This window comes from Limimaricola litoreus, assembly GCF_024159025.1.
Classification (GTDB): Bacteria; Pseudomonadota; Alphaproteobacteria; order Rhodobacterales; family Rhodobacteraceae; genus Limimaricola; species Limimaricola litoreus.
The window spans coordinates 1-12,005 of the sequence record NZ_JAMYXC010000056.1 but is presented as its reverse complement, the minus strand read 5'-3'; the positions used below and the strand labels follow the sequence as shown (position 1 = coordinate 12,005).

General features: G+C 69.1%; 14 protein-coding genes and 1 other RNA gene. 3 read left to right on the top strand and 12 right to left on the bottom strand.

The window, feature by feature from the left end; genetic code table 11:
• Window positions 1-617 (bottom strand): sensor N-terminal transmembrane domain-containing protein (locus NHG85_RS04610; protein WP_253330263.1); only part of this gene is annotated, 617 nt, incomplete at its 3' end.
• 27 nt (window positions 618-644) lie between these two features.
• Window positions 645-1,346, bottom strand: a complete 702-nt coding sequence (locus tag NHG85_RS04605; protein WP_253330261.1) for a response regulator transcription factor — start codon at window positions 1,344-1,346, stop codon at window positions 645-647.
• Window positions 1,347-1,683: 337 nt separating this feature from the next.
• Here NHG85_RS04605 and NHG85_RS04600 point away from each other — a divergent pair, with 337 nt between their 5' ends.
• The gene (locus NHG85_RS04600; protein WP_253330259.1) at window positions 1,684-3,282 is read left to right on the top strand and encodes a phosphoenolpyruvate carboxykinase; all 1,599 of its coding nucleotides are present in this window, start codon (window positions 1,684-1,686) and stop codon (window positions 3,280-3,282) included.
• A gap of 100 nt (window positions 3,283-3,382) precedes the next feature.
• Window positions 3,383-4,378 carry an alpha/beta hydrolase family protein gene (locus NHG85_RS04595; RefSeq protein WP_253330257.1) on the top strand — a complete coding sequence of 332 codons (996 nt, stop codon included), beginning with the start codon at window positions 3,383-3,385 and terminating at the stop codon, window positions 4,376-4,378.
• On the opposite strand, the gene NHG85_RS04590 is transcribed toward NHG85_RS04595, so the two are convergent.
• Window positions 4,375-5,010 carry a ribonuclease T2 family protein gene (locus NHG85_RS04590; protein ID WP_253330254.1) on the bottom strand — a complete coding sequence of 212 codons (636 nt, stop codon included), beginning with the start codon at window positions 5,008-5,010 and terminating at the stop codon, window positions 4,375-4,377. The two genes, NHG85_RS04595 and NHG85_RS04590, sit on opposite strands and share 4 nt — an antisense overlap.
• 133 nt (window positions 5,011-5,143) lie before the next feature.
• Between NHG85_RS04590 and NHG85_RS04585 the strand changes: the two genes are divergently transcribed.
• Window positions 5,144-5,914 (top strand): DUF1013 domain-containing protein, encoded by a 771-nt coding sequence (locus NHG85_RS04585; RefSeq protein ID WP_253330252.1) that lies wholly within the window; start codon window positions 5,144-5,146, stop codon window positions 5,912-5,914.
• 45 nt (window positions 5,915-5,959) lie between these two features.
• Here NHG85_RS04585 and NHG85_RS04580 read toward each other — a convergent pair whose 3' ends face one another.
• From NHG85_RS04580 to NHG85_RS04540, 9 genes are all read right to left on the bottom strand, one after another.
• Entirely contained in the window at window positions 5,960-6,388 is a 429-nt protein-coding gene (locus NHG85_RS04580) for a PACE efflux transporter (RefSeq protein WP_253330250.1), read from the bottom strand.
• A gap of 121 nt (window positions 6,389-6,509) precedes the next feature.
• Complete coding sequence (gene recR, locus NHG85_RS04575) at window positions 6,510-7,103, bottom strand: recombination mediator RecR (protein WP_253330248.1); 594 nt, start codon at window positions 7,101-7,103, stop codon at window positions 6,510-6,512.
• A gap of 70 nt (window positions 7,104-7,173) precedes the next feature.
• Window positions 7,174-7,518, bottom strand: coding sequence for a YbaB/EbfC family nucleoid-associated protein (locus tag NHG85_RS04570; protein ID WP_253330246.1), 345 nt, complete (start codon window positions 7,516-7,518; stop codon window positions 7,174-7,176).
• 77 nt (window positions 7,519-7,595) lie between these two features.
• A complete protein-coding gene (locus tag NHG85_RS04565; RefSeq protein WP_253330244.1) occupies window positions 7,596-9,353 on the bottom strand; it encodes a DNA polymerase III subunit gamma/tau in 1,758 nt (585 codons plus the stop codon).
• A 71-nt stretch (window positions 9,354-9,424) separates the two neighbouring features.
• The gene (locus tag NHG85_RS04560; protein ID WP_253330242.1) at window positions 9,425-9,814 is read right to left on the bottom strand and encodes a YidH family protein; all 390 of its coding nucleotides are present in this window, start codon (window positions 9,812-9,814) and stop codon (window positions 9,425-9,427) included.
• 45 nt (window positions 9,815-9,859) lie between these two features.
• Complete coding sequence (rsgA, locus tag NHG85_RS04555; RefSeq protein ID WP_253330240.1) at window positions 9,860-10,879, bottom strand: ribosome small subunit-dependent GTPase A; 1,020 nt, start codon at window positions 10,877-10,879, stop codon at window positions 9,860-9,862.
• 130 nt (window positions 10,880-11,009) lie between these two features.
• An RNA gene (gene ffs / locus NHG85_RS04550) (signal recognition particle sRNA small type) lies at window positions 11,010-11,107 on the bottom strand.
• An 80-nt stretch (window positions 11,108-11,187) separates the two neighbouring features.
• Entirely contained in the window at window positions 11,188-11,847 is a 660-nt protein-coding gene (locus tag NHG85_RS04545) for an HAD family hydrolase (RefSeq protein ID WP_253330238.1), read from the bottom strand.
• Window positions 11,823-12,005, bottom strand: a 183-nt coding sequence (locus tag NHG85_RS04540; protein WP_253330236.1) for a hypothetical protein, incomplete at its 5' end; no start/stop codon positions are given. The genes NHG85_RS04545 and NHG85_RS04540, both read right to left, overlap by 25 nt.

Genomic DNA, 12,005 nt, shown 5'->3' with positions numbered 1-12,005 from the left:
GCCGCATCGGCGGTGCCGAAGGCCGGCGGCGGCGTGCTCGCCGGCGACAGCAGCCCGGCCAGCGCCTCCCAGCCGGAGTTGAGAAGGTCTGTGAGAACCGTGCCGCCCGGTTCGAGATCGAGCCCGCTCACCGCCTCGCGCCCGGCGGCGGCGGTCTCGCCCACCAGCCGGCCGGAGGGGTCGAAGACCCGCAGCTCGATTCCGTCGCGCAGGTCGAGCGCCGCGAGGCTGGAGGCGACGTCGATCCCGTCGCCGGTCATCAGGTCGACCGGGGCGACGCCGGGCAGCTGCACCTCGAACAGGTCGGCGACCAGCTCGGCCTGGCTCACCAGAGAGGAGGCCCTCTGGAAGGCGAGATTGTCGCGCGACGGGGTGAGGTAGAGCATCCCCGCCACCAGCAGCAGCAGCGCGATCAGGTTGAAGGTGATGATCTTGCGCGCCAGCGGCGACCGGTTGAGCCGCACCAGCCGCGTGCGACGGCGCGGCAGGTCGGAGGTCTCGGGCGAAACCCAGTCCTCTCCGAGGACGACCCGTTCGCGCGTCTCGCGCCCCCCCTCGTGGGCGGCGCGGCGGACCGAGTTGAGGTCCCTCACGTCGATCTTGGGGGCGGCGGTCATGCGCGGTCCATCCTCGGCTGGCGGGGCCTATTCCTCGTTGTAGCGATAACCGATCCCGTAGAGGGTCTCGATCGCCGAGAAATCCGGGTCGGCGTTGCGCATCTTCTTGCGCAGCCGCTTGATGTGGCTGTCGATGGTGCGGTCGTCGACATAGACCTGATCGTCATAGGCCACGTCCATCAGCTGGTCGCGGCTCTTGACGAAGCCCGGGCGCTGCGCCAGCGCCTGCAGCAGCAGGAACTCGGTCACGGTGAGCGAGACGTCCTTGCCCTTCCAGGTCACCGCGTGGCGCAGCGGGTCCATGGTCAGGTGGCCGCGCTCCATGACCTTGTTCTCCTCGGTGACCTCGACGGTCTCGCCCGAGATGGCCTCCTGGCGGCGCAGCAGGGTGCGGATCCGCTCCACCAGCAGGCGCTGGCTGAACGGCTTCTTGACGTAGTCGTCGGCGCCCATGCGCAGGCCCAGCACCTCGTCGATCTCGTCGTCCTTCGAGGTCAGGAAGATCACCGGCATCTGCGTCTTCTGGCGCAGCCGCTGCAGCAGGTCCATGCCGTCCATGCGCGGCATCTTGATATCGAGCACGGCCATGTCGGGCAGCTTCTTGTTGAAGGCGTCGAGCGCCTGCTGCCCGTCGTTGTAGGTCTCGACATCGAAACCCTCGGCTTCCAGCGTCATCGATACGGATGTCAGGATGTTCCTGTCGTCATCCACGAGTGCGATTTTCGACATCGAGATCCCTTTCATGTGCGGATTCTTGCTTATGGCCCCCAATCGTCTTCCCGATTTGCCGGCCACAGATCAAGCCTGCAGGGCGAATCGCGGCCCCGAAGACGCCTCATTTGCGCCGAAATGCGATAACCAATGGCTAAAATGCCTCACCTTTGTCATGCGAGACGGGCCCGTTGTCCCGGCATGAGGGGCCGCGCAGGCGGTGATCGGGCGCGGCGCGGGGAGCGGTTGCGCTAACAGTCAGGCTGGTTGCGTTAACAGCATGGTCGCTTTGAAAAACATCGTGTTATGCCGGTGGTGGGAGCCAGATGACGGCCCCGAGGAGAGGAGCCGGACGATGCAGCATGGACGCGTGAACCCCGAGATGACCCTCGAGGCGCAGGGAGTCAGCGGACTGGGCGAGGTCTATTACAACCTCACCGAGCCGCAACTGATGCAGGCCGCGATCCGGGCCGGGGAGGGCAAGCTGGGCCAGGGCGGCACGCTTCTGGTCACCACCGGCCAGCACACCGGCCGCAGCCCCAAGGACAAGTTCGTGGTGCGCAGCGCCACCACCGAAGACACGATCTGGTGGGAGAACAACGCGGCGATGGAGCCGCAGGCCTTCGCCACGCTCAAGGCCGACATGCTGGCCCATCTCGCGGGCCGGACCATGCATGTGCAGGACCTCTACGCCGGGGCCGACCCCGCGCACCGGATCGACGTGCGCATGGTGACCGAACTGGCCTGGCACGGGCTGTTCATCCGCCACCTGCTGCGCCGGCCCGAGCGCGCGGCGCTCGACGGCTTCGCCCCCGAATACACCGTGATCAACGCGCCGAGCTTCCGCGCCGACCCCGAGCGTCACGGCTGCCGCTCCGGCACGGTGATCGCGCTCAATCTCGACGAGAAGGTGATCCTGATCGGCGGCACCGAATACGCGGGCGAGAACAAGAAGGCCGTGTTCACGCTGCTCAACTACCTTCTGCCCGAAAAGGGCGTGATGCCGATGCATTGCTCGGCCAACCACGCGCCGGGCAACCCGGTCGACACGGCCGTGTTCTTCGGCCTGTCGGGCACCGGCAAGACCACGCTTTCAGCCGATCCGGGCCGCGTGCTGATCGGCGACGACGAGCATGGCTGGTCCGAGCGCGGCACCTTCAACTTCGAGGGCGGCTGCTACGCCAAGACGATCTCGCTCTCGGCCGAGGCCGAGCCCGAGATCTATGCCACGACGCAGAAGTTCGGCACCGTGATCGAGAACATGGTGCATGACGAGGATACGCTGGAGCTCGATTTCGAGGACAGCTCGCTCACCGCGAACATGCGCTGCGCCTATCCGCTGCACTACATCTCCAACGCCTCCGAGGACGCGCTGGGCGGACACCCCAAGAACATCGTGATGCTGACCTGCGACGCCTTCGGCGTGCTGCCCCCGATCGCGCGGTTGACGCCCGCGCAGGCGATGTATCACTTCCTGTCGGGCTTCACCTCCAAGGTCGCCGGCACCGAGCGCGGCGTGACCGAGCCCGAGCCGACCTTTTCGACCTGCTTCGGCGCGCCCTTCATGCCGCGCCGCCCCGAGGAATACGGCAAGCTGCTGCAGCAGAAGATCGGCAATCACGGCGCGACCTGCTGGCTCGTGAACACCGGTTGGACGGGGGGCGCCTATGGCACCGGCCGCCGCATGCCGATCGCCGCGACCCGCGCGCTTCTGGCCGCGGCGCTCGACGGTACGCTGGCCGAGGGCGTCTTCCGCAAGGATCCGAACTTCGGCTTTGACGTGCCGGTGTCGGTCGAGGGCGTCGACGACGCGCTGCTCGATCCGCGCGGCACATGGGCCGATGCCTCCGCCTATGACGCGCAGGCCGCCAAGCTGGTGCAGATGTTTGCGGACAACTTCGCACAATACGTGCCGCATATCGACGAGGACGTGCGCGCCGCCGCCATCGGCTGAGCGCAGCACCGCCCGCGCGGGGGAGGGGAGGCCCCCGCGCGGCGCTTGACACTCTGTCGCCCGCGCCGCCCAATGGCCGCGCAGGCGACGGAGATCCAGCATGACCAGACCGTTCGGCACCACGCTCGTGGCCGCGCTTTTCGCCGCGACGCCCGGCTTTGCACAGCAGGCCGAGGCGCCCGAGGTGCCCGAGGTGGTTGTGGAGGCGGCGCAGGACGATCTTTCCACCCTGATGATCCACGCGCCATGGCCGCGCCCGCTGCCGCTTTCGGACGGGCGTGCGGGGCTGTCGGACCGCGTTTCCTTCGAGGTCGAGGGCACGCCGGTCTACGGCACGCTGGCGCTGCCGCCGGATGGCCCCGCGCCCACGGTGCTGCTGCTGCATGGCTTCACAGGCGACCGGGACGAGCTCGATATCGCGGGCACGGGCGAGGGGGTGTTTCGCCGCACCGCGCGGCTTCTGGCCGAGGCGGGATACGCCAGCTTGCGCATCGATTTCCGCGGCTCGGGCGAAAGCATCGAAGGCTTCGATTTCGCGCAGACCACCTTCGAAAGCCAGATCGCCGATGCCCAGGCGGCGCTCGACTGGCTCGATGCGCAAGAGCGCGCGGGCGGGCCGGTCCACCTGATCGGCTGGAGCCAGGGTGGGCTGGTCGCGGCCACGCTGGCGGGGCGCGGCGCGGATCCGGAGGCGGTGGCGCTCTGGGCGGCGGTGGCCGATCCGCAGATCACCTTCGCCTCGCTGTTCGGCGCAAAGGTATTGGAGCAAGGCGTGCTGTCCGAGGCCCCCTCCACCGTCGCCCTGCCATGGGGGCAGGAGATCACCCTGAACCAGCCCTTTTTCGAAGGCGTGCTCGACGCCGATCCGCTGGCCGAGATCGCCCGCTACGATGGCCCGCTCTTCGTGGCCCAGGGCAGCGAGGACGCCACCGTCGACCCGGCGCAGGCCGAGATGTGGCTCGCGGCGCATGAGGGGCCGCAGGAGTTCTGGCTGCGCGAGATGGACCACACCTTCGACGCGTATCAAGGCCCCGCGCAGCTCGACGAGATGGTCGCCGCCACGGTGGCCTTCTTCGACATGCTGGGCGCGCCCTAGCGGATCGGCAGCATCAGCGCGTCGTCGAGCGCACAGTCGCGGATCACGTCCGCGCCGCAGTCGCGCGGCTCGAGATCGCGGGTGAGGCAGATCCGCACCTCCTGCACCATGCCATCCCGGCAGGTCACGGTGAGCCCGTCGGCGGAGAGACCGGGATTGTCGCGCAAGAAGGCCTCCTCGACCAGCGCAGCGGGCAGGGTGACCTCGTCCTCGAGCCGGCGGAACTCCACCGGGCGGGTCACCGCGCCGTAGGCCTCGCGCGCGGCCTCGAAATAGGCCCGCGATGACAGGCCCGCGCAGGTGCCGTGCTTCTTCCACTGGTGCCAGGCCGAGCCACCGGTGCCCATGATGTCGGCCATGGCCGCCGTCTCGCGGCGCGATGGGGCGGCCTGGGTGGTGTTGCAATAGTCGGGCCAGCCCGTTTCGTATTGCGGCCAGAGACCGTGCAGCACCCAGCCCAGGTCGCGGCTTTCGTCGCATTGCTCGGAATCGCGCGCGTCGCCCTCGCGCGCGCACCAGCCGGGCGACCAGCTCAAGCTCAGCACGTAGTAGTCGAAATCGCCCGGCGTTTCGGCCTGCGCCGTGCCGGCGCAGAGAGCCAGCGCCGCGATCGCTCTTGCCGCAAAGGTCATTTATGTCTTTCCTCCTGCCAGTGTGATCCCTATATAGCGCGTTGAGTTCCCCGAAAATGGAAACCAGGATCGCCAGCGCGGTCCGCCCCAGGCCGGGGCCGGGGGAAGACGTGTTTTTCGAAAGGGTGTTCACATGGCTGACAAACCGCTCATGGCCAAGGCCACCGCCGTCTGGCTGGTGGACAACACGACGATCAGCTTCAAGCAGATCGGCGATTTCTGCGGGCTGCACGAGCTCGAGGTGCAGGGCATCGCCGATGGCGACGTGGCCGCGGGCGTGAAGGGCTTCGATCCTGTCGCCAACAACCAGCTGACGCAGGACGAGATCGACAAGGCCGAGAAGAACCCGCTGCACAAGCTGAAGCTCAAGTTCAACGCCTCGGCCGTGGGCGAGGAAAAGCGCCGTGGCCCGCGCTACACGCCGCTCTCCAAGCGCCAGGACCGCCCCGCCTCGATCCTGTGGCTGGTCAAGTTCCACCCCGAGCTGAGCGACGGCCAGATCTCCAAGCTCGTCGGCACCACCAAGCCGACGATCCAGGCGATCCGCGAGCGCACCCATTGGAACATCGGCAACATCGACCCGATCGATCCCGTGGCGCTGGGCCTGTGCCGCCAGTCCGAGCTCGATGCCGCCGTGCAGCAGGCCAATGCCAAGCGCCTGCGCGACGGCTCGGCCATGAGCGACGACGAGCGCCGCAAGCTGGTCTCGACCGAGCAGAGCCTCGGCATGTTGCCCGAGCCCAAGATGCCCGCCTCGATGAGCGGCCTCGAAGGTTTCACCCTCTCCGAGAGCACCTCCGAGGAGGAGGACGAGCCCAAGGACGAGCGCGACGTCAAGGATGCCGACAGCTTCTTCAACCTGCCCGGCAAGGGCGACGAGGACGAGGACGACGAGGACAAGTGATCCTTTGGCGCGCCGGGGGCCGCGGCCCCCGGCGCGCAGGCGGTCTCAGGCCGCCACCCGCGCCTCGGCATCGGGAAAGATCCGGTCGTAGCACCAGGTGAAGACGAAGGTGTAGCCAAGATAGAACAGCGCGAAGCTCAGCTGCACCATGAAGGATTCCACGTAGCCCAGCCCCAGCCACCACGAGAAGATCGGCAGCAGGATCGCCAGCAGCCCCAGCTCGAACGCCGTGGCGTGCAACGCCCGAAGCGGCAGGGTCTTGGCCGTAGTGCCGCGCCAGCGCTTGAGCGCGTGGTCGAAGGCGAAGTTGAACGCGTAGTTCCAGCAGGTCGCCACCAGCGACGAGATCACGCTGATCGCGCCGATGTCGAGCAGCGGAAAACCGTAGAGCCACGCGCCCAGCGGCGTCACAAGCGCCAGCCCGATCAGTTCGAAGCTGACGGCCTGCCGGATACGGTCTGATTTCGTGCGCATGGAGGTCTCCGCTCTGGCCATGTCCGCCGGGTCGTCCCGGCCTGTGGGCCCCCGGCAGGGGGCGGAGGTCGTCCTCGCTTGGGTCAGGGAATAGAACGTCTCGCGGTCGTGCCGCAAGGGGCTACAGGCTGCGCCGGGCCCTGAGCGCCGCGCTGATCGTGCCGTCGTCGAGGTAATCGAGCTCGCCGCCCACCGGCACGCCCTGCGCCAGCGAGGTCACCGAGACGCCTGGCAGCTGATCGGCGATGTAATGCGCCGTGGTCTGCCCGTCGATCGTGGCGCCGAGCGCGAGGATCACCTCCGATACCGCCTCGGACTGCACCCGGTCCATCAGCCGCGGGATGCGCAGCTCCTCGGGGCCCACGGCGTCGAGCGCCGAGAGCGTGCCGCCCAGCACGTGGTAGCGGCCCTTGAACACGCCCGCGCGCTCCATGGCCCAAAGGTCGGCCACGTCCTCGACCACGCAGATCTGCCCCGTCGCGCGGCGCGCGTCGTCGCAGATGCCGCAGACGTCGCCGGTGCCGACATTGCCGCAGTTGAGACATTCGCGCGCGGTGGCCCCCACCTCCGTCATCGCCTCGGCGAGCGGGGTGAGCAGCGTGCCGCGCTTCTTCACGAGATGCAGCACCGCGCGCCGGGCCGAGCGCGGCCCGAGCCCGGGCAGGCGCGACATCAGCTCGATCAGCCGGTCGATCGCCTCGCGGTCCTCGCTCACAGTCGGGCCTCGCGCCGGCCGACGCGGCGGATTTGCGTATTTGGGGAAAGATGAACCAGGGAAACGGCCCTCAGAATGGCAGGTTCATGCCGGCAGGCAGGCCGAGCTCGTCCTGGATCTTCTTCATCTCCTCCTGCGAGCGCTCGGTCGCGCGCGACTGCGCGTCCTTGATCGCGGCGAGGATCAGGTCCTCGACCACCTCCTTCTCGGAGGCCACGAAGATCGACGGGTCGATGTCGAGCCCCGTGAGCTCGCCCTTGGCGGTGGCGGTCGCCTTGACGAGACCTGCGCCGCTCTCGCCGGTCACGGTGATGGTTTCGAGATCCTTCTGGATCTTCTCCATCTTGCCCTGCATCTCCTGCGCGGCCTTCATCATCTTGGACATGTCGCCCAGGCCACCGAGCCCCTTGAACATCGCTGATCTCCTCGAATGCGTTTGGCCTCAGATACGGTCGCGCAGGCCCTCTCACAAGGGCGGCGCGGCGATTGGGCTCACTCTTCCTCGAACGGGTCCCACTCGTCCTCGACCTCCTGAAGGGCCTCCTCGGCGGCGTGCTGGCTGCGCTCGGCCTCGGTGCGGATCTCGGTGATCTTGGCCTTGGGAAAGGCCGCGAAGACCGCGCGCACCAGCGGATGCGCCTCGGCCTCCTGCCTGAGCGCCAGCGCCGCGGCGTCGCGCGTCTCGGAAATGGTGGGCGCGCCGCCCTCGTTCGCCACGCTGATCGCCCAGCGCGCGCCGGTCCAGGCCTGCAGCTTCTGGCCCAGCCTTTGCGCCATGTCGGAGCGCGCATCCGGCGTCGGCTCGAACTCGATCCGGCCGGGGGCATAGCGCACCAGCCTGAGCGTCGTCTCGACCTCGATCAGCATGTGGACGTCGCGGTGGGTGCGAATGAGCTCGACCACCTGCTCGAAGCTGGCGTAGCGCGCGAGCGGATTCTCGGCTTGCGCCACCGCGGGCTGGGCCGAGCCGCGTGCCGAGGGGCCCGAGGGTGCGGCATGGGTCGGGGCAGGGGTGCCCCGCGCCTGCGCAGGTCCACCCTGCGCCGGGCGCGCGCCGCCGCCGCCGCCGCCTGAGGGGGGCGGGGGGACAGGCGAATCCTGCAGCTTTCGCACCAGCTCCTCAGGGCTGGGCAGGTCGGCCACGTGGGTGAGCCGGATCACCGCCATCTCGGCGGCCATCATGGCGTTTGGGGCGTGGGCCACCTCTTCGAGCGCCTTCAGGAGCATCTGCCACAGCCGGGTCAGCACCCGCATCGGCAGGTTTTCCGCCATGGCCGCGCCGCGCGCCCGCTCGTCGGGGCCCACCGTGGGGTCGTCGGCGGCCTCGGGCGTGATCTTGATGACGCTCACCCAATGCGCGATTTCGGCGAGGTCGCGCAGCACCGCCATCGGATCGGCCCCTTCGGCGTATTGCGCCGACAGCTCGGTCAGCGCAGCGGCCGCGTCGCCCCTCAGTACCATGTCGAACAGATCGAGCACCCGGCCGCGATCCGCCAGCCCCAGCATCGCGCGGATCTGCTCGGCGGTGGTCTCGCCCGCGCCGTGGCTGATCGCCTGGTCGAGAAGCGAGGTCGCGTCGCGGGCGGAGCCCTCGGCGGCGCGCGTGATCAGCGCCAGCGCGTCGTTGGCGATCTGCGCGGTTTCGGCATCGGCGATGCGGCGCAGCATGCCGATCATCACCTCGGGCTCGATCCGGCGCAGGTCGAATCGCTGGCAGCGCGACAGCACCGTCACCGGCACCTTGCGGATCTCGGTGGTCGCGAAGATGAACTTCACATGTTCGGGCGGCTCCTCCAGCGTCTTCAGAAGCGCGTTGAACGCCCCCGTCGACAGCATGTGAACCTCGTCGATGATATAGACCTTGTAGCGCGCCGAGGCCGCCCGGTAGTGCACGCTATCGATGATCTCGCGGATGTTGGCGACGCCGGTGTTGGAGGCCGCGTCCATCTCCATCACGTCGACGTGACGGCCTTCCATGATCGCCACGCAATGCTCGCATTGGCCGCAGGGTTCGGTCGTCGGGCCGCCCTGACCGTCGGGGCCGATGCAGTTCATGCCCTTGGCGATGATCCGCGCGGTCGTCGTCTTACCGGTGCCGCGGATGCCTGTCATGATGAAGGCCTGCGCGATCCGGTTCGCAGCAAAGGCGTTCTTGAGCGTGCGCACCATCGCGTCCTGCCCGACGAGATCGGCAAAGGTCTCGGGCCGGTACTTGCGGGCGAGAACCTGGTAGGCGGGGGCGTCTGACATGCATCGGGCTCCGGGGATCGGGACCGGGCCAAGCTATGCGCTGGGCGCGGGGAGGTCCACCTCAGGCGCGCTCACAACAGCCACAGGATCGCGCTAGTGGCCAATCCGCCGAGCGATAGCATCACCGCGAGGATCAGCATCCGCCGCGCGCCCTGCGCCTCGGCGACATGGCTGGAGATCCGGCGCTGGGCACGCCGCGCCTCATGCGCGGCGGCGACAAAGATCAGCACGGCGGTGACAATGAAGATGGTGGCCACGGCCTTGGCCAGCCACGTCGGCTCGAATTCCCCGAACACCGCCTTGAGACCGATCGCCACCGCGAGCGCGGCCATGCCGGTGCGCATCCAGCCCGCGAAGGTCCGCTCATTGGCCAGCAGAGTCCGATCCTCGGCCCAGTCGGTGCGGTCCTCTGCCCATCTGGTCTTGGCATCGACCTCGCGGTCGCCCTCGGTCTCATCCATGCGGCCTCCTTCACCGGGCCATCAGGCCCGGCAGGGGAGGGGGCGTCAACCGCCCTTGCGGCGGCGCGCCCCGCGCTGGGTCGTCTTGATGTGCTTGGTGAAGCTGCGCCCGCGCGCGCGCCCTTCGGCCAGCGTCTCGGAATTGTGCCGGTCCTCGGCCTCCAGCTTGCGCCAGCGCGCGAGCCGCGCGGGATCGAGATCGCCCGCCTCGACGGCGGCGCGCACGGCGCAGCCCGGCTCGGTCTCATGCGCGCAATCGGAGAATCGGCAGGCGCTCACAAGCTCGGTCACGTCGTCGAACAGCTCCTCGATCCCCTCGGCGGTGTCGGTGAGCTGCAACTCGCGCATGCCCGGCGTGTCGATCAGCCAGCCCCCGGCGCGGCAGCGCCTGAGCGCGCGGAATGTGGTGGTGTGCCGCCCCCTGGCGTCGTCCTCGCGGATGCCTGCCGTGGCCTCGGTCCCGCCGGTGAGCGCGTTCTGCAACGTGGTCTTGCCGACGCCCGAGGAGCCGACGAGGGCGAGGGTCCGGCCCAGCCCGCACCACGGCTCCAGCCGCGCCGCGTCATCGAGATCGCGCGCGTTCAGCGCCATGGCCACGACCAGCGGCGAGATCGCGCGCGCCTTGGCGAGGTAGGGTTCCGGGTCCTCGACCATGTCGGATTTGGTAAGGATCACCAGCGGCAGGCAGTCGCCCGCCATGGCCAGCGCGACATAGCGCTCGAGCCGCGCCGGGTTGAAGTCGTCGTTGCAGCTGGTGACGATGCCCAAGGTATCGACATTGGCGGCAACGAGCTGGCGCGAGACGGTATGGCCCGCGGCGCGGCGGGCGATCTGACTGCGCGGCGCGAGGCGGGTGCGCGCCGCCCCGTCGCGCATGCCGACCCAGTCGCCCACCGCGAAGCTGCCCGCCCCCGAGGGGGCCATGAGCTTCACCGGGCCATCGGGGGTGAGCGCCACGAGAAGGGTGCGGTGGATCTCGGCCACGCGCGCGGGCGCGTCGCCCTCTTCGAGCTGCTGCGCGAAATGGTCCGACCAGCCGAGGTCGGAGAGTGTCAGATCTGTCAATGGAATGGTCCCGTCACGAAAGAACACGGGCCCGCCGGGGCGGGCAATCTCGCGTCGGGCAAGGGGCGGCTCAGGCGGCCCTTGCCCGGAGGGCGATCACAATCTTCATGATGTCCTCCGATCTTCGGGTGGGTGAGAGGCTGAACACGACCCAAGCGGGGCTCGTTGCGGCTGCTTCCTTCCGGACCTGACCGGGTTGGCGAGGCGCTTGCCCGCGCCAACCTCTCGATCCGCGATATAGGGAAGGGCGCCGCGGGACGCAAGACCGTGCCGAAAGGTCGCGGTGCCGAAAAGGTCCCGGCCCGCGATCAGGCCGGCAGCGGCAGCAGCCCTGCCGCCCGCGCGCCCGCCATCAGTTCGCGCGCCAGATGCGCGGCATGGGCACCGGTCGTGCCGTCGGCCTCGGGCACCTGCACCACGGTCATGCCCGCCGCCATGCCCGCCTGCGCGCCGGTGTCGCTGTCCTCGAAGACGAGACAGCGTTCGGGCGCGGCGCCGAGCCTGCGCGCGGCTTCGAGATAGGCGTCGGGGGCGGGCTTGGCTCTCTCGATGTCCTCGACCGTCACGATGGTGTCGACATGCGCATCGAGCCCCGCGGCGCGGATCTTGGCCAGCCCCGGCGTGCGGCGCGAGGAGGTGGCGATCGCCATCGGCAGGCCGAGCTCCGCGATCGCGGCGATCAGCGCCTCGGCCCCGGTTTTCAGCGCGAGGCCCTCGCCGAGCCGCACCTCGACCCGCGCATCCCAATCGGCATAGAAGCGGGCCTTGTCGAGCGGCTGGCCGGTGTGGTCGCGGATCAGCTCGACCCGGCGCTCGTCATGCACGCCCGCCAGGCTTTCAAAGAAATCGGGCGCGATCTCGATGCCTTGCGCGGCCAGCGCCGGCAGCGCCTCGGCGTTGCACAGCGTTTCGGTGTCGACCAGCGTGCCGTCGAGGTCGAAGATCACGGCGTCATAGCGGCGGGGCATCGGGGCGTCCTTGTTCTGGCCGGGCCGCCATAGCCGAGCCGCGGGCCTGAGTCGATGGGAAGGGCCGCGCCTTCGGGGCCGAAGCGCAGCTCGAAGCGGTGGTAGCCTCCCGCTGCCGGGCCGAGCGGCGCGACCTGCCGCGCGAGCCGCGCCGCACC